Origin of the sequence: uncultured Acetobacterium sp. (genome assembly GCF_927416815.1) — a bacterium.
Classification (GTDB): domain Bacteria; phylum Bacillota; class Clostridia; order Eubacteriales; family Eubacteriaceae; genus Acetobacterium.
Map to the genome: position 1 here is coordinate 1 of NZ_CAKMJU010000056.1, position 22,914 is coordinate 22,914.

A 22,914-nucleotide genomic window follows, 5' to 3' on the forward strand; every position below is an offset into this window, starting at 1 on the left:
CCCTTTTTTAAAAGATGGTGATCAAAACTGTCGATAAAGAATACAGTAGTACCGACAATTGTTACATCATGTTGTTTGCGTCAGAGCGGACACAGCAGAGCCTGTCCGATTCTGCGCGAAGGCAACGAGCCAATCACAAGCTTGCTTGTAGTTGGCGACTGCCCGCGACCAATGCGAAAGGAGCTTAGCGGATTTCGCATGGTGCAGCAAACAACAGATTAACAATTGGTCGGTTCGGTAGCCCTACGGTAACCCTTGTTATACGGTCATCAGTCCTACTTTTTTACGCACCTTTGAGAGGGTTCTCCAGGCAATCTGGGAGGCCTTTTCGGCGTGCACATGCATGATCTGCTCCAGATAAGCCTTTTCGCCCAGCAGCCGATGATACTCATTTTGAACCGGCAAGAGGGTATCAGCAACGGTTTCGCCGACGGCCAATTTGAAATCGCCATAGCCCTTACCATCAAATTCGCGGGTGATCTCTTCCAGATTTTTTCCGGTGGCACAGGCATAGATTTCCATTAGATTAGAAACCCCAGGCTTTTCTTCGCGATTGTGATAAACGGCCATATCTGAATCGGTGACTGCCCGTTTAAACTTTTTGACAATCGTTTTAGAGTCGTCCAGCAATGAGATATATGCATTGGCATTTTCATCCGACTTGGACATTTTCCGATCCGGTTCCTGAAGACTCATAATACGCGCCCCAGACTCGCCAAAATATGCTTCCGGCACCTTAAATACATTGCCAAAATTTTGATTAAAACGAATCGCAATATCCCGAGCCAGCTCAACATGTTGGCGCTGATCATTGCCGACCGGGACTAAATCGGTTTGATAAAGAAGAATGTCGGCGGCCATCAGCACCGGATAGTCAAAAAGCCCAACCCGGATGTTTTCACCCTGCTTTTGGGATTTATCTTTAAATTGGGTCATCCGGCTGAGTTCCCCCATATAGGTTGAACAATTTAAAATCCAGGCCAGTTCTGAATGCTCCGGTACCATCGATTGCACATAGAGAATCGATTTTTCCGGATCAATGCCCAGGGCTAACAGCAAAGCTATCGATTCATAAGTCCGTCTGCGTAAGTCGGCGGGGTTTTGGGGCATTGTGATGGCATGCAGATCGACCACGCAGAATAGACTGCGATAGTCTTCCTGCATTTTTACCCAGTTTTTCATCGCGCCAAAGTAATTTCCGATCGTAAAGGTTCCCGACGGCTGGATGCCACTGTATACTATTTTTTTTACTGGTGCTTCGGTTGTCATATTTACTCCTTATTTTAATGGCAGTTGATTCGTTAAAGCACTAGCAACTGCCAGAATTGCCTTTTTATGTATTGTAAAACTTTAGGATAATTTCAATTGTGTCATTTCCAAGGCATCACAATCGATTTCTAATTCTTTAATCATTCGCTCAAAAATATCATAATCGGCAGTAGTCAAAATCTGGGTTCTCCCTAATTCTTTCTGGGTATTATAATAGTTAAAATCCGTCAGATGTTTGTTCAACTGCCTGACCAGGCCATTGGCCGGGTTAATCAGCTCAAGCTCCGGGTACATCTGCCGGATCGTTACCGCCACAATCGGAAAATGGGTACACCCCAGTAACAGTTCTTCGATGATGATCCCTCTCTTGATGCCTCTTAATAAAATCGGTTCGACCGCTTCTCTGATATTATTTTTTAAAATTTTTAAATCACCCTGGCCATCGTTTATGACCTTGGCGAGGGTATGGGTTCCCTGGGCTATATACTCGACATCGCGGGTCCAAAGCTCTAGTTCCTTTTCATAACCACGGTTTTTAACCGTAGCCGTGGTCGCAATCAGCCCAACCAGACCGCGATCACGCCAGTTCAGGGTTTCCTGTACACCGGCTTCGATGACGCTAAACAGTGGCACCTGGGCGCTCAGTTCGACAATCAACGAAGAAAGCGTATTACAGGCTAAAACCACGGCTTTAACCCCCCTATTTTCCAATTCACTGATAATGGTATTGGCCAACAGGATCAGCTCATCATTTTCGCGTTCACCATAGGGCATTCGCATTGAATCACCAAAATAGAGATAATCTTCATTGGGCAGTCGCTGCTGGAGTGCTTTTAGCACGGTAAAACCGCCGATGCCCGAATCAATGACACCAATTGGTCCATTGTGGTTCATCAGCTTACTGCTTTCCTGATTGATCACGAAATACGATTCCTTTTTCCTCACTCATCTCATCAATGATTGCCAATGATTCCAGCGCGATTCCCTGTTGACGGATTAATGCTCCGCCCTCCTGAAATCCTTTTTCGATGGCAATACCCACCCCCACCAGGGTAGCACCGGCCTGATTGATTAACTCGATTAAAGCTTCAGCCGCCTTCCCATTGGCCAGAAAATCATCGATAATTAAAATACGATCGGTTGGACTTAAGTATTTTTTTGAGACCATAATTTTATAGGCTTGCTGTTTGGTATAGGAATAGACATCACTGGAATAGATTTCCTCGTCTAAATTGAGTGACACATACTTTTTCCCAAAAACCACCGGACAATAGTCAAAATATCTGGCCGTGCTGGTCGCAATGGCAATCCCTGATGTCTCAATGGTCAGGATTTTATTGACTCCCTCTCCGGCAAAGCGTTTGGCAAAAGCCTTTCCCATTTCTTCAAACAGCGCTACATCCAACTGGTGATTTAAAAAAGAATCCACCTTGAGGATTCCCTGGCCTTTGACACGACCTTCTTGTCTGATTTTTTCTTCTAATAATTCCATTGACTGCTCCTTCGTATCCTAATCGAATTATTATAACATACTCTTGTGGATAAAGAAAAGCGGGAATTTCTTCCCGCTTTCATTCACTCAATCTGATTATTCTTTTTCTTTTTGTGCTGCGGCGATGACTTTCTCCGAAATAACCATCGGAGCTTCTTCATAGCGGACAAATTCCATCGCGAATTCGCCTCTAGCCTGGGTCATCGAGCGTAGCTCGGTGGCATATTTGAACATTTCTGCCAGCGGTGCTTCAGCTGAAATGCGCTGTTTTCCGCCTGATGCTGATTCCATTCCCATAATTCGACCGCGTTTTTTGTTTAAATCACCCATGATGTCACCCATGTATTCTTCGGGGACGGTGATGTCAATATGATAGATCGGTTCTAAGATCACTGGAGTGGCTTCTTTCATACCTTTTCGGTAAGCTGCTGTGGCAGCCATCTTAAAGGACATTTCGTCGGAGTCAACAGCATGGTAGGATCCGTCATAAAGTGTTGCCTTAACGCCGGTGACCGGATAGCCAGCCAGTACCCCTTCTACCATACATAATTCCAGACCTTTTTCAACGGCTGGAATGAAGTTTCTGGGAACAGCTCCACCAACAACCTTATCGACAAACTGGAATGGTGCATTCGGATCAATGCCTGGTTCAAAATCAACCCAGACATGGCCAAACTGACCGCTGCCGCCGGATTGTTTTTTGTGTTTTCCTTCAGCAGTTGCTTTTTTCTTGATGGTTTCCCGATAGGGTACCTTCATATCAACTAAATTAACGTCAACCCCAAACTTCTGTTTTAACTTCTGAGAAATAATTTCCAGATGCATTTCACCTAAACCTGATACCAGGGTTTGTTTGGTTTCCTTATTACGGCTTACTGTCATGGTTGGATCTTCTTCCACCAATCGATGCAGGCCGGTGGCCAGTTTATCAATATCGGCCTTTGTTTTCGGCTCAATCGCCATTGCGATAATTGGTTTTGGTAATTCAATTTTATCGAATACAATCGGTGACTTGGCGCTTGTTAAGGTATCGCCAGTAACTGTATCACTCAATTTAGAAAAGGCTCCGATATCTCCCGCTTCCAGTTTTTCAACCTCGATCTGTTTGTTTCCGCGAAGAACGTAGATATGATTCGCTTTTTCTTTGACTTCCTGGGTGGCATTATATATTTCCACGGAATGATCTAAAACCCCTGACATCACTTTAAAAATTGACAACTTGCCTACATAGGGGTCCGCAATGGTTTTAAATACTAGTGCCGAAAATGGCTCATTGTTTGTGCATTTCCGTTCGATTTCTTTTTTATCGCGGGGATCCTTACCGACCTCAAATTTTCCTTCTCCTGGTGACGGAAGATACTCAATAATCATATTTTCAAGGGTTTCAACACCAATGTTCAGGGTTGCTGAGGTACACAATACTGGCAGCAACTCGCCGTCAATAACGCCTTTGCGAATACCACTGTGAATTTCATCCCGGGTTAATTCTTCGCCTTCAAAATACTTATCCATCAGGGCTTCGCTAGTTTGAGCCACTGATTCCATAATCATGTCTCGATAGGGTTCTAATTCTGCTTTCATCTCTTCTGTGATGGCTACATCAAAACAACGGTTATCTTTTCTTTGGCTACCGGTCATATCAACGATGTTGACAACACCATTCATCGCTTCACCTTCACCCATTGGTAACTCAAATGGCACAACCTTATTGCCAAAGGTTTCTTTTAATTCGTCCATGACCTTTGCAAAGGTAGCATTTTCTCTGTCCATTTTGTTGACAACGATAAAGGCCGGAATATTAGCCTTTTCTAAAAGTTCAATGGCTTTTTCAGTTCCAACCTGAACGCCTGACAGCGCATCGACAACGATAATCACTGCATCGGCTACTCGAAGTGCCGCGTAGGCATCGCCAATAAAATCAAAATAACCTGGTACATCAATAAGATTGATCTTATGTCCACCAAATTCTAAAGGAATAATAGCTGACGAAATCGAAAACTCTCGTCTCTTTTCTTCTGGATCAAAGTCTGACAGGGTATTCCCCTCGTCAATTTTTCCCATACGATCAACGGCACCTGCATTAAATGCCAATGCTTCAGTCAAGGTTGTTTTTCCGCTCCCACCGTGACCTAGTATAAGAATGTTACGGATGTTCTTTGTTGGATACGTTTTCATGCTGTTTCCCCCTCGCTTATTTTGCCAATGATTTAATTTGTTTTTTGGTATAAGGGTATTTTATAATATTTCCAAAGAATAATCCACAAAAAGATTTATTATAGATCCTCTTTTATCTTTTTCATCACTTTTTTCTCGATTCGCGATACGGTCATCTGAGATTTATTAATAAATTCAGCTACTTCTTTTTGTGTCCTGCCCCGAAAAAAACGTTGTTCCACGATAATCCGTTCAACCGGATTAAGTGCTTGAATTTTCTGCTTTAATAGGTCGATGTTCTCGACATTTTCCATGTTGCTGTCGCGGTTTCCCAAAAGATCCATCAGACTGACCTCCTGGCCATCCTGATTACTTTCGTACTCCATTGACAGGGATTTCGGATAATAGGCATTGCTGCTATCCATTGCCTTAATGATACTTTCCTCAGAAATTTCTAAATAAATAGCAATTTCAGTGATAGTTGGTGATCGCATCAGCTTGTGTTCAAGGGTTGTCCGGGTTTGGTTGATCTCACGATTGAGATCCTGAACCTTCCTTGGAATTCGGATCAACCATTCACGATCTCGATAATAACGCTTTATTTCTCCAATAATTGTCGGTGTCGCAAAGGTATCAAATTCATAACCTCTGCTAACATCAAATCGCTCTACCGCGTACATTAAACCCAGGCAGGCAACCTGAAAAATATCCTCATTATCGCCATTTTTATGCCCGTATTTTCGGGACAAAATTTTGGGGATGTATAGGTAATTTTCAATAAGCAGGTCTCTTAAGTCACGATCTCTTGTCTCTTCGTACTCGGCAAATAATTTTTTGACGTCTTCTTTACTTATTTTTCGCTCATACTTCATGGTTCGTCGATAGGTTCTTGATCATGGTAATTGAGGTTCCTGATCCTCGCTCACTAATAATTTCTACCCTATCCATTAGTGATTTGATGATAAACAAACCAAAGCCACCTAATTGTTTGCCATTAAGATCCGGCATCGCCACTTCCTCTGGTTCAAAACCAACGCCTCGATCCGTTACCGTAAAAACCAACTTCTGATTCTCGACAATATAGGTTAAATCGTAACTTGTATCTGGATTCTTACTATGGTTCAAGGCATTCGTACAGGCCTCAGATACAGCAACCTTCAAATCTTCCACATCGCCAATGGAAAAACCCATATTGTTTGCTACTGATGCTATTGTAAGGCGTGCTAAGCTGACATATTCTGGTTTTGTCGGCAGTGTCAGTTTTATCCTATCCATTCTTTTTCCCCTTCTCAATTTGCTTAGTTAGCTGGATTGTCTACAATTTCGATTATCTTATCGACTCCTGTAAGCGATAACAGCTTTTTGATATTGGGTCGCGGATTCATCATAATAATCTTTTGTCCCATTTCTTTGGTTTTATTTCTTAACTCAATTAATACACTCATGCCGGTGCTATCCATATAGGATAACTCGGAACAATCTAAAATGATTTGCGTTGCCTGAGTCTGAATTTCTTTTTCGATTGACGCTCTGAAATTTTCAATAGAATAAATGTCGATTTCGCCTTTAATACTGACCATACTTGTTTTACCCATTCCAATTATGTTATTGCTGTTCATATAATCTCCATTTCACAATTAATCTGTTTAAAAAAAGCTAATTTTATTGATAAAGCTTTTTGTCACAGGCGCTCGCTAATCGGCCTTTTCATAAATCCAAAACTAGACCCAATGCGGTGATTACCATCATTGGGCCTAGGGCTGTAAATCCACGGCCTATACCTTATTTTTGCTATTCTTTTTTTGAAAAACTTCCAAGCCTCTTTTTAATACCGCTGTAGCTTTTACAACTGGATCAATAACATCACGTTTGATGGTATTTAACGCGACTTCAACCTCATCCACCATCATGCTGGACTTGTCAACGATATGGGCAGTTGATTTAGTTATGCCATCAGCATTTTCCATAATACTGCGAAGCGCCAGACGATTGTCCTCCATCAGCTTAGTGGTTGTGTCAAAGGTTGCTGCCAGACTCTTAAGCAGCTTAACTAAATAAACCGTTCCGACCACAAAGGCTACTCCTACTAATAGCAGTGCCAGTTCCCATAAGCTAAAATTTAACGTTATCATTTATAACATCCAATCCTTACGCTTCTTCTTTATCAGCAACTTCAACTTCTTCAGTCATTTTTGCATCTTCTTTTTCAAGGGCTTCCAGTTCTTCGTTTAAATCAGCAATATCCTGTTCAACTTCATCCTGAATTTCCTGAATCTTACTTTCAATCTGGTTTTTATACTCATTAACGCGTTCAGTAAACTGTTCTTGCATGTCCTGGAATTGTTCTTTGAGATTTTCACCATATTCTATAGCTTGATCATAGGCATTGCCCAGGGCTTCTTCTGTGCCTTCGGCCAATTTTTTTCGAGTTTCATCACCTGCTGCCGGTGCTAATAACACGCCTAGTGTTCCGCCAATGATGGTTCCTAGAAAAAGTCCGCCAACAAAATATAATTTGTTACTGCTCATTTTAAATTCCTCTACTTTCATTGTGATATATACTACATTTTACCTCAAAACACCCTTAATTAACAGTCATTTATTTTATTTTTTATTTCAAAGAAACTATTCGCCAAACTTATCATTGATTAATTGTACCAAGGCATCCACTGCTTCGGCTTCATCATCGCCTTCAGCCTGAATTTCAATCGTTGTGCCCTGAGAAATCCCCCCTGCCATAATGCCCATAATACTTTTCGCATTAATTGAGTTTCCCTCTTTAATCACAAATATCTTAGACTTGAATTTACCGGCTGTTTGTACAAACATTGATGCCGGTCGGGCATGTAAACCCGTCGCATTTAATACTGTCACTTCTTTTTTTACCATTGTAATTCCTCCTAATGATTTTCTCTAAATATCTAAATTCAATTTTTTCATTGATTTTTGAACAAAATCCATTATTTCCTCACCGGTTTCCATATTAAGAGCAGCATCAGCTATTTTTTTTGCATCTTCATAAGTGACACTGCGAATGATCTTTTTAATCTGGGGAATTGACAGGGCACTCATGCTAAATTCATAAAGACCCAATCCCAACAGCAGTATCGCCGCTAACGGATCACCTGCCATTTCACCGCACATTCCGGTAAAAAAGTTATCTTTCTTGTCGGATGTTGCCGTAACCTGCTTAATCAGACGTAAAATCGCCGGATTAAAGGGATCGTAAAGATAGGAAACTTCCTGATTCATTCTGTCTACCGCCAGGGTATATTGACAAAGATCATTGGTACCAATGCTAAAGAAGTCGACCTCTTTGGCAATGATATCGGCAGCAATGGCGGCTGATGGTATTTCAATCATCACCCCAACCTTGACAGTCTTATCATAGGGCAGCTGTTCTTGATCCAGCTCCTTCATACAATCCAGCAGGATAGCCTTAGCCTGTCTTACTTCCGTAATTGATGAAATCATCGGGAACATGATGTGAGCCTGCCCATAAACACTGGCTCGCAGAATCGCCCTGAGCTGGATTTTAAACAGACCAACCTCTTTAAAGCAAAGCCTGATTGCCCGTAAACCCAAAAATGGGTTCAGTTCATCATCCATCGGTAAATAAGGCAGTTTTTTATCGCCGCCAATATCCAAGGTGCGAATAATTACCGGCCCGTTGGGAAAAGCTTCTAAAACTGAACGGTAAGCTGCAAATTGCTTTTCTTCACTGGGCATGACTTCGCTGTTCATGTATAAAAATTCAGTTCGATAGAGTCCGACCCCGACCCCACCGTTCTTGAGAATACCAGCCACGTCATTGGGCTCTCCGATATTCCCAACTAATTCGACTTTTCTGCCATCTAAGGTGATGGCTTCTAAGTCTTTTAATGCTTCCAGCTCTTTAAGATAATCCTGATACTTCTGTTTTTCTTTTTCATATGATTGCAGTTGTTCATCACTGGGATTCACGCATACCTTGCCGGTTAGTCCATCCACCACCATCAAATCACCATTTTTGACCGTCTTCGTGATATCGCCCAAGCCAAGTACTGCGGGTATTTCCAGGCTGCGAGCCATAATCGCCGTATGGGATGTGCGACTGCCGATGTTGGTCGCAAAACCCATCACCCGCTTCTTATCCATCTGTGCCGTATCTGATGGGGTCAGATCATCGGCAATGATAATCACATCTTCTTCCAATTGGGACAAATCAGCCTGGACAATTCCCAGAATATTCTGAAGAACCCGGCTACCGACATCTTTAATATCAGCTGCCCGAGCACTGAAATAGGGATCATCCATCTGATCAAAGATATCAAAAAAACGATCGGTGACGATCTTTACTGCATAATCGGCTGCTAAATGATTATTATTGATCTCAGCTTCGACGCCTTCGACAAATTCTGGATCATCCAAAACCATCGCGTGAGCCTCAAAAATTGCACCTTCTTCTTCACCAAGCTCGCTGATGGCTTTTATTCGGATGGCTTCCAATTGCTGATGGCTGTGCTTCACCGCATTTTGAAATTTAACAATTTCAGCCTCGGTGTCGTTGATTTTATTTTTGTTTACTTCCAACTGAATCTTTTCATAAACAAGTGACTTCGCAATAACAATACCCGGTGATGCAATAATTCCTTCTTTAATAAACATCTTTAATTCTCCTTTATTTAAAGGTTTAGATCTCATTTCTTCCTTCAAAGGCTTTAATTAATGTTATTTCATCTGTGTATTCAAGATCAGCACCAATCGGGATACCCTTTGCCAACCGGGTAACCTTTACCCCAAGTGGACTAATCAGATTTCCTAAATACATCGCTGTGGCTTCACCTTCGACTGTAGCATTGGTTGCCATGATAACTTCATTTATGTCGCTTTTGCCAATCCGCAGTAATAATTCGCGGGCTTTGATGTCCGCAGGACCAATCCCGTCAAGCGGCGAAATGGCGCCGTGGAGCACATGGTATAAGCCGTTATACTCACGGGTTTTTTCAATTGCGAAAATATCCCGACTATTTTGAACCACACAGATGGTTTGTTGGTCGCGCTTTGGATTCTCACAAATATCACAGATTTCTTTATCGGTTATTGTAAAGCAGGTCTGACACAATACTATTTTTGATTTCGCTGATAATAATGCCTCGGACAAGCTTGAAATTTCTTCGACAGATAGATTGATAATGTGAAAAGCTAGCCGCTGCGCCGATTTTTCACCGATGCCTGGCAGTTTTCCCAATTCCTGAACCAACCGCTCAAGCGTCTTTGGGTAATATCCCATCGATAACCTACATTAAACCGGGAATATTCATTCCCCCAGTAATTTTTCCCATTTCACTATTAACCATCTCTTCTGCTTTGACAATCGCTTCATTAACCGCCGCCAATACCAGATCTTCGAGCATTTCAATGTCATCCTCATCAATCACTTCGGGATCAATCTTGATCGATAAAATTGTTTTCTTGCCAGTTGCGACTACTTTAACAGCGCCGCCGCCAGCAGTGGCTTCAACTTCCCGTTCTTCGAGTTCTTCCTGTAATTTCGCCATATCTTGTTGCATTTTCTGCACTTGCTTCATCATATTGTTCATGTTTCCGCCACCCATTCCGGCCGGCATTTTTCTTTTTGCCATTCTATCCTCCTGTGGTTTTCCATTCTTTATAACTTCCTCATTATAACACTAATGACCTATTATTATCACTATCTTTTTAAGCTAATTTTGCGGTTTATCGGTAGTTGTGATTATTTTCACCGCTTCATCGTTAACAATGCGCAAGGTTTTTTCCAGCAGATCAAGCTCATTAAAATTTTCTTCTTCCAACCTTATTGAAACCGTGATGGCTTCTCCCATCTTTTGAAGGAGCGCCGTTTCAAAGCCTTTAAGCAGCTCGGGTTTATTGACGAACTGATAAAAATTCTTGTTTTCCACCGTATAAATTATTGCCAAGTGGCCCTCACCCTCGAGTGCCGGTTGACCCCGTTTCAAAAACATCGCCTGACCTGAGTTCGTTTTTGCTATTTCATCACAAAGAATTTTGAAGAGTCTCATACCATCATGGCGACTGCTTCCGGTCTTTCCTTTTTTATCAGATCCGGGCTGATTCAGATTATCTTCTTGCCCTGATAAGGCAACCTTGACTTTATTTTCAGGCACCGCTTCAAAAGCCTCAACCCCGGCTGCGAAACGGTCCTCTTCTTCAGGTTCTGGTCGTTCTGCGTCAAGCGAGCGGCTCTCTGACAGCTGGTTTTCGGGTTGTGGTAAATTTTCTGGAGGCACCTTTTTTATCGCTATATTGCTTTGCTGGTCAATCGGCGGTAGTGGTTTTACTGCTTTTTTTTGTGAAACAATTTCTGTTGCTGGAATCGATATCGCTATTTGATCCCTTAGACAAAGCTTTAATAGCGCCATTTCCAGGATTATTCCCTGAAGACTGCTGTATTTCAGTTTATTTTTTTCGTCAATCAGTTGACTAATCATCTGATACAATTGATTAAATGTCAGTTGCTCACTTAATTGCTGGTAGACAACTAAATCCTCAGCCGTACAGAGTAGAATTTCTTTTGCCGTCGCTTTAGCGGTTTTAGTTATCAGAACACCCCGCATAAATTCAATTATCTGGTCTATCAGTAAGTTATTATCCTTACCTTTGCTGACCAGTACCCTCAGACATGTTATCACACCAGCGCTATCATAATCGACAATTCTTTTTACCAAATCACTGATACTTTGTTTATCAGCCATACCAGTAAATTCCAGCAGGTCAGTGAAAGCTACATTCCCATTTTGATCCTTCAGATCGATGATCTGGTCCAATAAACTCAGCGCATCACGCATTGAGTTTTCACCCCGAGCGGCAATAAAATCATAGCATTCCTCTGCCATTGTCACCTGAATATCCTGACAGATCTGCTTCATTTGGATAATGATCAAAGCTCTGGGAATCGGGCGAATTTCATAGCGTTGACATCGCGATAATATCGTCACTGGACACTTATTCGGTTCAGTAGTGGCCAGGATAAAAACGACATGTTCCGGCGGTTCCTCAAGGGTTTTTAATAAGGCATTAAAGGCTTCCTTGGTGAGCATATGAACCTCATCAATAATATAGACCTTATATTTGCCAATTGTTGGCGGGTATTTTATTCGCTCACGAATTTCACGAATTTCATCGACACCACGATTGGAAGCGCCATCAATTTCGATGATATCCATAACGCCGGGGCGATCAATTTTTTGGCAAACATCACATTGATTACATGGATTTCCGTCAATTCCATTCGGGCAATTGATGGCCTTGGCAAATATCTTTGCCAGCGAGGTTTTTCCTGTTCCTCTGATGCCTGAAAAAAGGTAGGCGTGACCAATCCGATTATATTTAATTTGATTTTTAAGTATCCGGGTAATACTATCCTGACCCACCACCTCATCAAAGGTTTGCGGACGATATTTCCGATAAAGTGCTAAATATGACATTTTTTCCCTCTTTAGTTCTGTACTTTTAGTAGTTTTATTATATTACACTCTGAATTAATTGTATAGCTAAATGCATTCCACCATTTATTGGTCGTTCAAAAAAAAGAAGTCCCTCTAAAAGGAACTTCTTTTTTTTTATAAAAGGTGGAAGGGCAGGTCTTTTTCGCGCCGCGCTTTTTTTGCCTGTTCTTTTTCGGTTTGAACTTTTAGTCTTTTTTGTTCAATTTCTGCCCGAACTTTTCGCTCTTTTGATATTGCCCGTTCAGCTGCCTTTGCCGTCAATTCTTGAAGCGCTTTAGCTTTGTCCCTGATTTCTTTGCGCAGCCGCTCCTCAAGCTCGATTCTACTTTTCTCTTTTTCTTCGGCTTCTTTCTGACGAGCCATTTCTAACCTTTTCGCATCTTCTTCAGCTTTTAACTTAGCTTTGATTCGAGCTTCTTCCTCAGCTTCTTTTTTTGCTTTTATTTCTGCCTGTTTTTTTTCTTCTTGTTGTTTTTTAGCTTCAGCCGCTTTTTTTATTGCTATTGCCTCGTCCTGAAACTTCTGATGCAATTTTTCGATTAAAGCCTTGGATTTTGCAGCGACAGCTTTTGCCTTCTTATCAGCTTCAGCCTTTGCAGCAGCAGCTTTTTGGGCAAGTTCCTTTGCTTTTGCTTCAGCGGCTTCTAACTCAGCCTTTATTTTAGCCTCAGCTTCTTTCTTCGCTTTTTCTTCGGCCTTCGCTTTGGCTTCTGCTTCCGCCTTTGCCTTAGCTTCTGCTTCCGCCTTTGCATCTAATTCACGTTCTATTTTTGTTGAGTTCATTTTCTGGGGATTCTTGTCACTGAAATCCTCGGTGTTATCTTCTTTACCCGCAATCACTCTGCTAACCTTTTTTATTAAATCATCAAACTTCCCCACTTCTTCATTCCCCGCTTCACTTGAATTCGTTGTATTCAAATTACCTTGAATCTCTGTGTCTTTTATTAATTGTGATTTAGGTTTACTTTTACGAGCCATGACAATCTCCTTTTTAATGACATAGTATGGTTCTATTTTTTATAAATGGCCTTGGTGCATTTATAAAAAATAGAAATCTGATGTATAAAAAACAAATGACCGAAGCCATTTGTCTTTTATACATTTTAATTTTTACAGCTTGTGTTAAAACAGGATTCTTGCGATATCCTTATGCGGTGAAGAAATAACCGAATAGCTCGTAATGAGATTCGATTCAGCCATCTCTGTCTGAGCCGTTTGAATGGCCATTTTAACAGAAGATATTTCACCAGTGATTAATACAAAGCCTTTTCCACCCAAGCCTCTTGCAATTCGAATTTCAAGGAGTTCTACGTTTGATGCTTTCGCACAAATATCTCCGATCAAAATTGAAGAAATAGCATTAATCGTTTCAACAATACCTAGTGATTTCACATCACCGATCTCACCTGCACCTAACATGGCCGGCAAAACATCGGGGTGAATATTCGGTATAACGTGAGACTCTAACATGTGGATACCACCCACTTGTTCACCATTCTTTATTGATGCTTCGACGGCTCCCACATCTCCAGCTATAATACTGACGTACTTACCAGGACATAAAGGTGATGCCATCAGCAGCTCAACATTTGCGGATTTTAGCATTTCATCAGTGGATTCTATACCAACTGGAATGCTCTTAAATTCCATAAAACCAACTGCTTTTTTCAAAATATCACTTCTTTCTATACTGTGAATGATTTAAACATAAAACCAGATCAGATGTAGCGGTTCTCTTACTAGAAGAGTGCCGGTACGATTAACCCACCAAGAATGGTGAAGTTAATGAGCTGTGTAATAAAGATTACTACGGCAGGAGGGTCGATATGGGTATCGCAATGACTGTTAAGTGTTTTTGCAGCCCATTCGCCCAAGAAAGCTGTAAACATACCTGTAATTGCTGCACCAATAATTGCAGCAATAGGACCTGCGCCAGCTGTGAATAAAATTACCGCTGTTGAACCTGCAGGTAAAACGATATGATGCCATCCTTCAAAATAGTGTCCACAAGTGATGAAGATTAGCGAGATCGCAGCAACTGCGAAACCGATAACTGGTGTCATGTTAAATAGGTAAGCCGCTTCTGCAACGCCACCTTCTAAGCCAAGTGTTCCTAATGTAGCAGCGATACCACCAATTAAGATACCAATACCAGCACCATAGGTAAGAACAAATCCTAAACGGCTTCCAGTAGAAACCCATTCGCGTTTTTCACCAGCTGGTGTTTTTCCGGTTAAACCTGTTTTACCAAATACTAAACGTACAATAATACCAGAAAGCATAACTGTTAAAGCAACTGAATCAGTCCAACCTGCTCCACCGCCTTCTCCAAGCAGTCCATCAAATACAGCTGTTCCGATAACTGGTCCAACAATGTATTGAATCAGGAAACCAACCATACCGAAGATACCACCAACGATTAATACCATTGGATCACCAAATTTTACAAGTGGTGTAACGATATCTTGACCGTTTTCAATGTGATTTCTTGTCATTGCAAACGCAGCACCGGCTACAGCACCGGCGAAGGCAACATGTGGACCAAACCAAGAACCAAAACTAATAATACCAATTGCAGGTGCCCCGAATTCTCCACCCATGATTGCCGCCAAAACGGTTAAACCGGTGAAAATAAAGGCTTGAAGCCCGCCCATAAATGTGGCTAATACGCCACCGCCAAATGCGGCGATTAACATTGTAAAGTCCATAATTATCCCCCTTAAAATATGATTTAGGACTCGATAGTGATTTTCTCACTATCCGCGGCTGAAATCCTACCGCTAATACTAGCAAAAACTTTTGCGCTCAGTTTACCCTCAGGGATATCCCCGATAAGTTGTCCTCGCTCCACATGATCTCCAACGTTTACAACTGCTACTGCAGGAGCACCTATATGTTGTGACAATAATAGGTTGACTTTAGTAAACGTTTTATCCGTTTCAACCATCGGAGCCGGAAGATCATACTTCGTCAGTCCCAATCGTGATACTAAACGGTAAACGTTAAACTGTTTGCCTTCTCTGAAGGGCACAGCTGATGTTGGTACAAGGTGGTGAGGATTTTTGATCCCTTTGCTTCCAAATTCTCGCTTGAGCATGGCATTGAACTTCCAAGGTTGTAGGTCCATTACACATGCATATTGACATAAGCCACATTCACAGCATAGAAAAGCGTTTGTAGCTTGGGTGGACGTGTCACAAGTCGAACCATAGGCAGCGATCCGCATGAGTTTATGGGGTTCCAGATTATGACCCAAAGCGTATCTCGGACATAGCTCTGTACAATAGTTGCATTGCATACAAGCCATCCCTGCCATTTTCATGGTTTCCTTGATGGACTTCGTTTTAGAAACGATCAACGGATGATCTTTTGCTAAAACAATCAGTCCTTTAGTTGTTTTTGTAATCACTGACTCAACATCAACGATTTTTCCCATCATCGGACCGCCGTTGATCACGACAAAATCCTCAATGGTTGTTCCTCCGGCTAATTCCAAAGCTTCACGAACGGTAATACCCAAAGGTACCTTTGTTGTAAGTTTGTTCTTAACCTCGCCTGTTAATGTCAAATATGTATCCATAACCGGCTTATTGTCTACCATTATATCATAAATGTTTATAAGTGTCTCGACATTTATCACTAATGTACCGACATTTAACGGAATTCCGGCTTCAGGTACAATCCGCCCCGTTGTTTCATAGACAAGCACCTGCTCATCTCCAGCTGGGTAGAAGTTCTTTAACAAATGCATTTTAATCTTAGGAAATGCTGATAATTCTTTGTTTATCGCATCAATAGCATCTGTATATTTCTTTTTAAGGCCAATAATGCCTTCCTTTGCTTGTGTTTGATCGATAACAGCCTGAAGAGCTGTTAACATTTTAACAGCCTCCAGTGCCATCAGTTGTTGATCAACGCGCAATAATGGTTCGCATTCTGCGCCGTTGACAACAACTGTTTCAACGGTGCAATTTAATTTGACCTGGGTTGGAAACCCTGCCCCGCCTGCACCAACGATGCCGGCGTTTTGTACCAATTCTACTAAATTTGCGCTCATGAACAACACCTCTATTATTTAATCGTAAATCCTCCTACTAATACACATCGTCGTTTACGCGTAAATGTCTTAGCAGATGTTAGGCCTTCTCCAGTCGGACCGGCAATGGTAAAGGTTGTATAGCCTTCCCCACCAACACCGATACCAGCATATGAAGGACCATTTTTAACAAAAATAGTGGTTTGCACTCTTTTTGCCATTTCCGTTAGGTTATTGATATTTGTTGAATGCATGATTGCAGTATGTCGGTAGCCATGTTCCAGCGATACGGCCAGATCAATTCCTTCAGCAACATTCTTAACCCGAATAATTGGAAGGATCGGCATCATCAATTCTTCAACTGCAAAGATATGATCTTTGCCTGTTTCCATAATGATAACCCGAACCGAATCATCAACCTCAATACCAATTCCTTTTAGAATAACCTTAGCACTTCTGCCGACGTAATCGCGACTTAAGCGACCACCGGGTATAACCAGTTCTTCCAATTCGGCAATTTTCTTGGCGTCTTTTAGTTCATAAGCACCATTCTTTTTCATGTTAAAGATCAGATAGTCGGCTACCTGTTCAACGACAACCACTTCTTTTTCAGCGATACAAGGTAAGTTATTATCGAAGCAACAGCCATCGACAATATCTTTTCCCGCTTTTTCAATATCAGCCGTTTCATCAACTAATGCCGGTGGATTACCCGCTCCTGCACCAATCGCTTTTTTGCCGCTTTGCAAGACCGTTTTTACCACTCCCGGACCACCGGTCGCACAAAGTAGGGTAATTTTTGAACTGGTAAACATGGTGTTTGCACTATCCAGGGTTGGTTCTGCCGTTGTAACGATCAGATTCTCTGGACCGCCAGCTTCTACAATGGCTTTATTTAGCAACTTAACAGTCAAAGCGCTGGTTTTTTTAGCACTGGGGTGTGGCGCAAATACAACGGTATTTCCTGCCGCCAGCATCCCAATCGAATTACAGATAACCGTCTCGCTGGGGTTGGTTGAAGGTGAAACTGAACCAATTACACCATATGGCGATTGTTCAACTAAGGTTAACCCATCATCACCGGTAAATGCTTCGGCCACCAGATCTTCGACCCCAGGCGTTTTAACCGTCGCCAACTCATGTTTTAAGAGTTTATGTTCGTAATTGCCCATGCCTGTTTCTTCGACCGCCATCTGACAAATCATTTCCATATTTTCTTTTTTAAGCATTTCTGCTCGCATTGCTGCAATCAGCTTGCTTCGGAACGCCATTGGCTGTCTCATAAATGACTTTTGAGCTTCGAAAGCAGCATCAATGGCATTCTCCATGTCATTGAAAATTCCAAGCTCACCATCTCTTAAAGGCTTTCCGCCTTCAACTGCACAATCAATTTCTGCCATTACTTTTTTTACTATAAATTCTATACCTGTTGTATCAATATTCATACAAGGTACCTCCTGGATCGTGTTAATTTTTGTCTTATTTTAATGCGTCTAGTCCAGCTTGAGCAACAATCATGTCGTCGGCGACACTGCCACCGCTTACTCCGATACCACCGATGATCTTATCGCCTTCGAAAATAGGGAAACCACCGCCAAAGACAACCATTCTTCCCTTATCGCAGGACGCGATTCCGAATAACTGGCCAGATTCTTTGGCAAGATCAGCTGCCTGATCGGTACCCATTTTGAGAGCAACGGCTGTATAAGCTTTATTGGTTGCTATATCCATACTGGCGAGTAACGAATCTTCCATCCGGTTAAATAATACCGTGTTTCCGCTGGCATCGCAAACTACAATAACCATTGGCACATCAATTTCGATTGCTTTTGCAGCAGCCGCTTCTGCCATTTTTTTTGCCATATCTAATAATTTTCCAGTAGTCGTCATTTTTTCTTCCTCCTGATTAATTAGTATTTTATAAAACAGCCAAAGCACTCTTTGCAATAATCATATCTTCATCCACACTTCCACCGCTGACGCCAATTCCGCCAATAATTTCGCCATTGTGCTTTAGTGGATAACCACCTCCAAAAACGACCATGCGACCATTATTGGTCCATTGTAGGCCGTATAGAGAGCCATTCTCTTTCACCACATCGGCAACCTTATCGGTCGACATTTTCAGTGCATTAGCTGTATATGCCTTATTGACTGAAATATCAATGCTGACCATCAGGGCATCTTCCATGCGTTCAAAGTAGGCTAAATTGCCTCCGGAGTCGACAACTGAAAAAACGATTGGTACATTGATTTCTTCAGCCTTAACTCTGGCTGCAGCAGCCATTTTTTTTGCTAGAGTGAGTAATGAATAATCTTTATTCTTATCTTTGCCATCAATGGCATCTGTTTCGACTTGTTCTAACTGATTCAGTTTTTCTTTAACCCGGCTTACAACTTCTTTTACCACTCCGTTAAACTCTACTGTTCGAGCTAAAACAAACAAGGTATCAGAAAGTCGATTAACAAATTTCACCAATTCTGGCCGACTTTCTTCATTTTCACGACTATATTTGACAATCAATCGTTCACCCCGCCTAACAACTGTCCGGGCAACGTGAAGTGCTGCCGACGCTGGACTGGCTCCTGGGATAATAAACGCCTTTTGGGGACCAATCATTGCTAAGTATTGTTCCATCGTGCATTCCATATAATCGACATCAGACTGAGCAATTCTGTCTACCAGCATCGCCTTGCCTTTTTCATCACTGGCAAGTTCTGCACCTAAAACAAAAATTCGCTTCTGTAAATAGTGCAGTATTTCTTTGATATCTTCATCTTCGCAAAGTGAATACGCTAAACCAATCGCCGAATTCGCTTCGTCCATGGTTCCATATGCATCGACACGGATATTATCCTTCGGTGTTCGACTCGCTCCAAAAAGACCGGTCTCACCCTTGTCCCCTCCTCGGGTATACACATTTGGCATTACTCCACCTCACTAAACAATCTGAATTTCATCAACAATGCCGACAATGGTCATATCAATCGGAGCCATTTTATCGCCATACACATAGCGGGCATTGCTCCCCGATGTCACGATAACTGTTTCTCCAATACCCGCGCCGACCGAGTCCACGGCAATTGCTGTAGAAGAACTTGAATATTTTTCAAACTCGCCGTATTCATCAATTTTTTTAATAATTAACAGTTTACATCCCACAAGATTAGGATCTTTTTGGGTTGATACTACGTTTCCGACTACTTTTGCTAACTGCATATATTCACCACCCTCACTAAATCCTGATAATCTGGAGCCCAAATTCTTTGGCCGCATCCGCAGCATAACCTGTTAGAATTGATCCAGCTGGTATCTTAATCACATTTGATCCCTGAGCTTTTAAAATATCCACCCGCGAGACTACTTTTTTATCAATCACACACTCGCCCTGATTGACAGGCAAGGTCTGATTATTAACCACCGGCTCTTTCCTGACAGACTTATCTGTCTTTTTTACGATTAAGTCACTTGCTTCTGCAGGTGGGTCACCAATACATGTTGCATACAAGTCTTTGCCACTTACTAATTTCATTCCAAAATCCCGCAATGTTGCGATATTGTTATTCAACATTTCGCGATACTTTGGCGATGATTTCCCCATCCCAAGTTTGGCTCTCTGGTGATCATCGGGGTCACACGCATTGATCGCGGCAACCACCGGTGTACCAGCCATGAAACCGTGATTGACGAGGGATAACAGGACTGTGTCGGTTATTCCCACAGCCAATTTAGCTGCTGTATTGACACTCATGGTAGCAATCACAAACATGTCTGCTGATCCGTATAGCTCTTTTTGACTTTTGATGTTGCCACTGTGATAAATCACGTCAAGACTTAATTCTTTTTGAATAGCAGCAGGATTTAGCACCTTCATGCCATCATCAGAAAGAACAACTTTTAATTGCCAACCATCTTTTTGTAATTTCAACAGTGAATCCATCGAATCCTTAAAACCAATCGTCGCTCCGGTAAAGAAAACAACTGCTTTTTTAGGTTGATTTTTTATTCGCCTGATAACCTCGTCAACAATTTTTTGAATAAGTGTATCCAACAAACCATTTTCGAGCATTTTCTCCATGTCCAAATTCTATCACCACATTTCTTACCTTTGACAATTAAAGGCTATCCCTAAGGGTGTTACCAACAATGGTTCTACTGGTTTAATGGTTTTGATACCTGTTTCGTCTTCAAATATTTTTTCAAAATCATCAAAGACACAAGCCCCGCCAACCACATAAATAACGTCTACGTCATACCCGACTATAAAGCGATTGACGATCGACGCCATCTTCTGGACAACGGGTTTGATAATTGGAAATATTTTCTTTTGTGATTCATTTTTTTTAAGTTCCTCAGCTTCTTCAAAGCTGATGTGATGAAAACCTGCCAGTACCAGACTCATATGTGTTCCTCCGGTCGCTTCGTCGGCCGTGAAGATAACCTCACCATCTTTAAGAATACTGATTCCCGTGGTTCCACCCCCAACATCCACAACAGCGCCATTTTGAATACCCAGAACGGTTGCTGCGGCAGTTGGTTCATCAACCACGTTGGTGACAATAAAGTCAGCTGAGTCGACCACATTGGAGATAATTTTCGTGTTTCCAGCCAGGATACCAGGGGGAATGGCTGTGGCAGCTTTGGCATATGTTAAATCTATGCCCAGGATTCCCTCAACCTCACCTTTAAGTTTTCGCACAATTTGGCTCGCTCCGAGATAATCAACGACAATTCCGTCGCGAACAACTGACGCACCTTGCGTAGCTCCGGCAATCGGACGATTGTTCTCGTCAACTACCGCGATGACAATATTTGCAGTACCAAGATCGACGCCAACTTTTAGCTCACCAGTGTAAGCATTGGCTTTTTTCTCCCGAATTAACTCTGCAAATTCCAATATTGCGTCGTTACCAGATTTCCAATCCATTATTTCACCTGTTTGGGATTATTTTTAAATAATCATCGTTATTTAGTCCTGCTGCGTTAGCTTCATCCGTATCTAAATGCATTTCAAAATCAAATTTATCGGATACTCGAGCCAGCACATTACAAAAAACCGTTTTGCGAACACCACTTGTTTCAACACAAACCCAATCTTTATCTTTTATACCAAGCTTATTGGCTACATCAGGAGGCATATGGATGTGTCTCAATGCCACCATCACCCCTTTAACCAGCGTAACTTGGCCACAGGGTCCTTCAAGAATAATTCCCGGTGTGCCTTCAAGTTTACCTGATTCACATACTGGGGCTTTAATGCCAAGCGTTCTGGCATCGGTTAATGATACTTCGATTTGACTTTCCGGTCTGGCCGGTCCTAAAATACGAACCTTGTCAAAACTGCCCTTAGGTCCAATCACTTTAACCGTTTCTTTTGCTGCATATTGCCCCGGCTGTTTTAGGTCTTTCATATTGGTCAGTTGATAACCTTTACCAAAAAGTGTTTCAATATCTTCCTGGGAAAGATGAATATGTTTGTTGGAAATACCCAAAACAACACGATTTGGACTGTCTTTTTCTTCCATCAATTTCTTAACCGTGTTGATCACGATTTGTTCGATGACTTTTTTTTCGTCTGCATTCATATTAAACACCTTTTCATCAGAAGATCATTTTATGAATTAACGAAGCATTCTCCGTTTTACTCTTCTGTTGCTTCTTCTGTTGCTTCTTCTGTTACTTCTTCTGTTACTTCTTCTGTAAATTCTTCCGTCGTTTCTGCTACCACTGCTTCGTTTGCTTCCGCTTTTGATTCTTCAACAACGACTTCAGCTTCGGGCTCGACTGGTGGTGTATATCCCACCGTTTGACTATTGTAAATCAGTTTTTCTATTCCTTCACTGGGCCTGGCGATTACCTTAGTAGCCCAAACGCCCCGACCTTTAGCGCAGGCAGCCGTAGCCGCATCAACCGCCGCTTTTACAGCACCGATATCACCCGCCACCTTAATGGTCGACATCCCGTCGCCCTTACAGGCTTCATAGCCAATCAGTCTGACATTTGCTGACTTGACTGCCGCATCGGCAGCTTCAATCGCCGTGGCCAACCCAATAGCCTCAATTAGGCCAATGGCCTCTCCTCTATTCAAATTAACCCCTCCTTACGACAGCTCAGTATTATCAAGATTTTTAAAAGGCATTCTTTTTACCAGTCGGGCGGCATTGCTGCCGATTGCTCGTAGTGTTGCCTCATCACTGTAGGACGGAATTCTAAAAATTGGCTGATCCTCTTTTAGTTTAATGTAATGGAGTACCACTTCTTTTTCGGTAATTCCGATTCCAACCCCAAGATGAGACAGTTCAGCACCTCGAAAAGCAAGCTCTACCGGGTTGCTTTCGTCGAGCTTTTCAATGCAAAAAGGCACTCCTTCTTCTTCAATTCCATGCAATACTTCGTCAACAACTTTTTGATACGTAATATTTATACCGTGAACAACTTTAATTTCTGGTTTTGGAGCATCGAAATCCATATGCAT

Annotated in this window: 27 protein-coding genes; all 27 read right to left on the minus strand. The window is 42.0% G+C overall.

Annotated elements, in window-relative coordinates; all coding sequences use genetic code 11:
* Positions 1-258 precede the first annotated feature (258 nt).
* The 27 genes from trpS to QZ998_RS08770 all read right to left on the minus strand — a co-directional run bounded on the left by trpS (position 259) and on the right by QZ998_RS08770 (position 22,914).
* Positions 259-1,269 (minus strand): tryptophan--tRNA ligase, encoded by a 1,011-nt coding sequence (trpS, locus tag QZ998_RS08640; protein ID WP_296559733.1) that lies wholly within the window; start codon positions 1,267-1,269, stop codon positions 259-261.
* 81 nt (positions 1,270-1,350) lie between these two features.
* On the minus strand, positions 1,351-2,190 hold the full coding sequence (locus QZ998_RS08645; protein WP_296559734.1) for an aspartate/glutamate racemase family protein: 840 nt from the start codon (positions 2,188-2,190) through the stop codon (positions 1,351-1,353).
* The gene (locus tag QZ998_RS08650; RefSeq protein ID WP_296559735.1) at positions 2,168-2,761 is read right to left on the minus strand and encodes a xanthine phosphoribosyltransferase; all 594 of its coding nucleotides are present in this window, start codon (positions 2,759-2,761) and stop codon (positions 2,168-2,170) included. Before QZ998_RS08650 ends, QZ998_RS08645 begins: the two co-directional genes overlap by 23 nt.
* 96 nt (positions 2,762-2,857) lie before the next feature.
* Positions 2,858-4,936 carry an elongation factor G gene (gene fusA, locus QZ998_RS08655; RefSeq protein WP_296559736.1) on the minus strand — a complete coding sequence of 693 codons (2,079 nt, stop codon included), beginning with the start codon at positions 4,934-4,936 and terminating at the stop codon, positions 2,858-2,860.
* A 98-nt stretch (positions 4,937-5,034) separates the two neighbouring features.
* Positions 5,035-5,787, minus strand: a complete 753-nt coding sequence (locus QZ998_RS08660; RefSeq protein WP_296559738.1) for a SigB/SigF/SigG family RNA polymerase sigma factor — start codon at positions 5,785-5,787, stop codon at positions 5,035-5,037.
* Positions 5,777-6,190 carry an ATP-binding protein gene (locus QZ998_RS08665; RefSeq protein WP_296559739.1) on the minus strand — a complete coding sequence of 138 codons (414 nt, stop codon included), beginning with the start codon at positions 6,188-6,190 and terminating at the stop codon, positions 5,777-5,779. Before QZ998_RS08665 ends, QZ998_RS08660 begins: the two co-directional genes overlap by 11 nt.
* Positions 6,191-6,213: 23 nt before the next feature.
* Complete coding sequence (locus QZ998_RS08670) at positions 6,214-6,534, minus strand: STAS domain-containing protein (RefSeq protein ID WP_296559741.1); 321 nt, start codon at positions 6,532-6,534, stop codon at positions 6,214-6,216.
* Positions 6,535-6,690: 156 nt separating this feature from the next.
* On the minus strand, positions 6,691-7,047 hold the full coding sequence (locus tag QZ998_RS08675) for a DUF948 domain-containing protein (protein ID WP_296559743.1): 357 nt from the start codon (positions 7,045-7,047) through the stop codon (positions 6,691-6,693).
* 16 nt (positions 7,048-7,063) lie between these two features.
* Complete coding sequence (locus tag QZ998_RS08680) at positions 7,064-7,444, minus strand: YtxH domain-containing protein (protein ID WP_296559745.1); 381 nt, start codon at positions 7,442-7,444, stop codon at positions 7,064-7,066.
* Positions 7,445-7,540: 96 nt separating this feature from the next.
* Positions 7,541-7,804 carry an HPr family phosphocarrier protein gene (locus QZ998_RS08685; protein WP_186893706.1) on the minus strand — a complete coding sequence of 88 codons (264 nt, stop codon included), beginning with the start codon at positions 7,802-7,804 and terminating at the stop codon, positions 7,541-7,543.
* 24 nt (positions 7,805-7,828) lie between these two features.
* Positions 7,829-9,562, minus strand: coding sequence for a phosphoenolpyruvate--protein phosphotransferase (gene ptsP, locus QZ998_RS08690; RefSeq protein WP_296559748.1), 1,734 nt, complete (start codon positions 9,560-9,562; stop codon positions 7,829-7,831).
* Between the two features lie 25 nt (positions 9,563-9,587).
* Positions 9,588-10,187, minus strand: coding sequence for a recombination mediator RecR (gene recR / locus QZ998_RS08695; protein WP_296559750.1), 600 nt, complete (start codon positions 10,185-10,187; stop codon positions 9,588-9,590).
* Between the two features lie 7 nt (positions 10,188-10,194).
* Positions 10,195-10,539, minus strand: a complete 345-nt coding sequence (locus QZ998_RS08700) for a YbaB/EbfC family nucleoid-associated protein (RefSeq protein ID WP_296559752.1) — start codon at positions 10,537-10,539, stop codon at positions 10,195-10,197.
* Between the two features lie 81 nt (positions 10,540-10,620).
* Positions 10,621-12,381, minus strand: a complete 1,761-nt coding sequence (dnaX, locus tag QZ998_RS08705) for a DNA polymerase III subunit gamma/tau (protein WP_296559753.1) — start codon at positions 12,379-12,381, stop codon at positions 10,621-10,623.
* A 135-nt stretch (positions 12,382-12,516) separates the two neighbouring features.
* Positions 12,517-13,380, minus strand: coding sequence for a hypothetical protein (locus QZ998_RS08710; RefSeq protein WP_296559756.1), 864 nt, complete (start codon positions 13,378-13,380; stop codon positions 12,517-12,519).
* 144 nt (positions 13,381-13,524) lie between these two features.
* Positions 13,525-14,073 (minus strand): BMC domain-containing protein, encoded by a 549-nt coding sequence (locus tag QZ998_RS08715; protein ID WP_296559757.1) that lies wholly within the window; start codon positions 14,071-14,073, stop codon positions 13,525-13,527.
* Between the two features lie 68 nt (positions 14,074-14,141).
* Positions 14,142-15,110 carry a hypothetical protein gene (locus tag QZ998_RS08720; RefSeq protein WP_296559759.1) on the minus strand — a complete coding sequence of 323 codons (969 nt, stop codon included), beginning with the start codon at positions 15,108-15,110 and terminating at the stop codon, positions 14,142-14,144.
* 23 nt (positions 15,111-15,133) lie between these two features.
* Positions 15,134-16,459 (minus strand): 4Fe-4S dicluster domain-containing protein, encoded by a 1,326-nt coding sequence (locus QZ998_RS08725; RefSeq protein ID WP_296559761.1) that lies wholly within the window; start codon positions 16,457-16,459, stop codon positions 15,134-15,136.
* 14 nt (positions 16,460-16,473) lie between these two features.
* On the minus strand, positions 16,474-17,883 hold the full coding sequence (locus tag QZ998_RS08730) for an aldehyde dehydrogenase family protein (protein WP_296559762.1): 1,410 nt from the start codon (positions 17,881-17,883) through the stop codon (positions 16,474-16,476).
* A 34-nt stretch (positions 17,884-17,917) separates the two neighbouring features.
* On the minus strand, positions 17,918-18,328 hold the full coding sequence (locus QZ998_RS08735; protein WP_296559763.1) for a heme-binding protein: 411 nt from the start codon (positions 18,326-18,328) through the stop codon (positions 17,918-17,920).
* 28 nt (positions 18,329-18,356) lie between these two features.
* Positions 18,357-19,367, minus strand: coding sequence for a cob(I)yrinic acid a,c-diamide adenosyltransferase (locus QZ998_RS08740; RefSeq protein ID WP_296559765.1), 1,011 nt, complete (start codon positions 19,365-19,367; stop codon positions 18,357-18,359).
* Between the two features lie 12 nt (positions 19,368-19,379).
* Entirely contained in the window at positions 19,380-19,658 is a 279-nt protein-coding gene (locus QZ998_RS08745) for a EutN/CcmL family microcompartment protein (RefSeq protein WP_296559767.1), read from the minus strand.
* 16 nt (positions 19,659-19,674) lie between these two features.
* Positions 19,675-20,517, minus strand: a complete 843-nt coding sequence (locus tag QZ998_RS08750) for a flavoprotein (RefSeq protein ID WP_296559870.1) — start codon at positions 20,515-20,517, stop codon at positions 19,675-19,677.
* A gap of 24 nt (positions 20,518-20,541) precedes the next feature.
* Positions 20,542-21,366 carry an ethanolamine utilization protein EutJ gene (gene eutJ, locus QZ998_RS08755; protein WP_296559770.1) on the minus strand — a complete coding sequence of 275 codons (825 nt, stop codon included), beginning with the start codon at positions 21,364-21,366 and terminating at the stop codon, positions 20,542-20,544.
* Positions 21,367-21,370: 4 nt separating this feature from the next.
* Positions 21,371-22,024 carry a phosphate propanoyltransferase gene (locus QZ998_RS08760; RefSeq protein WP_296559771.1) on the minus strand — a complete coding sequence of 218 codons (654 nt, stop codon included), beginning with the start codon at positions 22,022-22,024 and terminating at the stop codon, positions 21,371-21,373.
* A 56-nt stretch (positions 22,025-22,080) separates the two neighbouring features.
* Positions 22,081-22,527: a BMC domain-containing protein gene (locus QZ998_RS08765; protein WP_296559773.1), complete on the minus strand. Its 447-nt coding sequence runs from the start codon at positions 22,525-22,527 to the stop codon at positions 22,081-22,083.
* A gap of 12 nt (positions 22,528-22,539) precedes the next feature.
* Entirely contained in the window at positions 22,540-22,914 is a 375-nt protein-coding gene (locus QZ998_RS08770; RefSeq protein ID WP_296559774.1) for a glycerol dehydratase reactivase beta/small subunit family protein, read from the minus strand.

What these genes read in the sequence shown, in the direction of transcription:
- QZ998_RS08710 (WP_296559756.1), bottom strand. Translation starts at nt 13,380, where the DNA reads ATGGCTCGTAAAAGTAAACCTAAATCACAATTAATAAAAGACACAGAG.
- QZ998_RS08665 (WP_296559739.1), bottom strand. Translation starts at nt 6,190, where the DNA reads ATGGATAGGATAAAACTGACACTGCCGACAAAACCAGAATATGTCAGC.
- recR (WP_296559750.1), bottom strand. Translation starts at nt 10,187, where the DNA reads ATGGGATATTACCCAAAGACGCTTGAGCGGTTGGTTCAGGAATTGGGA.
- QZ998_RS08745 (WP_296559767.1), bottom strand. Translation starts at nt 19,658, where the DNA reads ATGCAGTTAGCAAAAGTAGTCGGAAACGTAGTATCAACCCAAAAAGAT.
- QZ998_RS08660 (WP_296559738.1), bottom strand. Translation starts at nt 5,787, where the DNA reads ATGAAGTATGAGCGAAAAATAAGTAAAGAAGACGTCAAAAAATTATTT.
- QZ998_RS08770 (WP_296559774.1), bottom strand. Translation starts at nt 22,914, where the DNA reads ATGCATATGGATTTCGATGCTCCAAAACCAGAAATTAAAGTTGTTCAC.
- eutJ (WP_296559770.1), bottom strand. Translation starts at nt 21,366, where the DNA reads ATGGATTGGAAATCTGGTAACGACGCAATATTGGAATTTGCAGAGTTA.
- dnaX (WP_296559753.1), bottom strand. Translation starts at nt 12,381, where the DNA reads ATGTCATATTTAGCACTTTATCGGAAATATCGTCCGCAAACCTTTGAT.
- QZ998_RS08700 (WP_296559752.1), bottom strand. Translation starts at nt 10,539, where the DNA reads ATGGCAAAAAGAAAAATGCCGGCCGGAATGGGTGGCGGAAACATGAAC.
- QZ998_RS08650 (WP_296559735.1), bottom strand. Translation starts at nt 2,761, where the DNA reads ATGGAATTATTAGAAGAAAAAATCAGACAAGAAGGTCGTGTCAAAGGC.
- QZ998_RS08725 (WP_296559761.1), bottom strand. Translation starts at nt 16,459, where the DNA reads ATGAGCGCAAATTTAGTAGAATTGGTACAAAACGCCGGCATCGTTGGT.
- QZ998_RS08760 (WP_296559771.1), bottom strand. Translation starts at nt 22,024, where the DNA reads ATGAATGCAGACGAAAAAAAAGTCATCGAACAAATCGTGATCAACACG.
- QZ998_RS08735 (WP_296559763.1), bottom strand. Translation starts at nt 18,328, where the DNA reads ATGACGACTACTGGAAAATTATTAGATATGGCAAAAAAAATGGCAGAA.
- QZ998_RS08685 (WP_186893706.1), bottom strand. Translation starts at nt 7,804, where the DNA reads ATGGTAAAAAAAGAAGTGACAGTATTAAATGCGACGGGTTTACATGCC.
- QZ998_RS08740 (WP_296559765.1), bottom strand. Translation starts at nt 19,367, where the DNA reads ATGCCAAATGTGTATACCCGAGGAGGGGACAAGGGTGAGACCGGTCTT.
- QZ998_RS08730 (WP_296559762.1), bottom strand. Translation starts at nt 17,883, where the DNA reads ATGAATATTGATACAACAGGTATAGAATTTATAGTAAAAAAAGTAATG.
- QZ998_RS08720 (WP_296559759.1), bottom strand. Translation starts at nt 15,110, where the DNA reads ATGGACTTTACAATGTTAATCGCCGCATTTGGCGGTGGCGTATTAGCC.
- QZ998_RS08750 (WP_296559870.1), bottom strand. Translation starts at nt 20,517, where the DNA reads ATGGAGAAAATGCTCGAAAATGGTTTGTTGGATACACTTATTCAAAAA.
- fusA (WP_296559736.1), bottom strand. Translation starts at nt 4,936, where the DNA reads ATGAAAACGTATCCAACAAAGAACATCCGTAACATTCTTATACTAGGT.
- trpS (WP_296559733.1), bottom strand. Translation starts at nt 1,269, where the DNA reads ATGACAACCGAAGCACCAGTAAAAAAAATAGTATACAGTGGCATCCAG.
- ptsP (WP_296559748.1), bottom strand. Translation starts at nt 9,562, where the DNA reads ATGTTTATTAAAGAAGGAATTATTGCATCACCGGGTATTGTTATTGCG.
- QZ998_RS08675 (WP_296559743.1), bottom strand. Translation starts at nt 7,047, where the DNA reads ATGATAACGTTAAATTTTAGCTTATGGGAACTGGCACTGCTATTAGTA.
- QZ998_RS08670 (WP_296559741.1), bottom strand. Translation starts at nt 6,534, where the DNA reads ATGAACAGCAATAACATAATTGGAATGGGTAAAACAAGTATGGTCAGT.
- QZ998_RS08680 (WP_296559745.1), bottom strand. Translation starts at nt 7,444, where the DNA reads ATGAGCAGTAACAAATTATATTTTGTTGGCGGACTTTTTCTAGGAACC.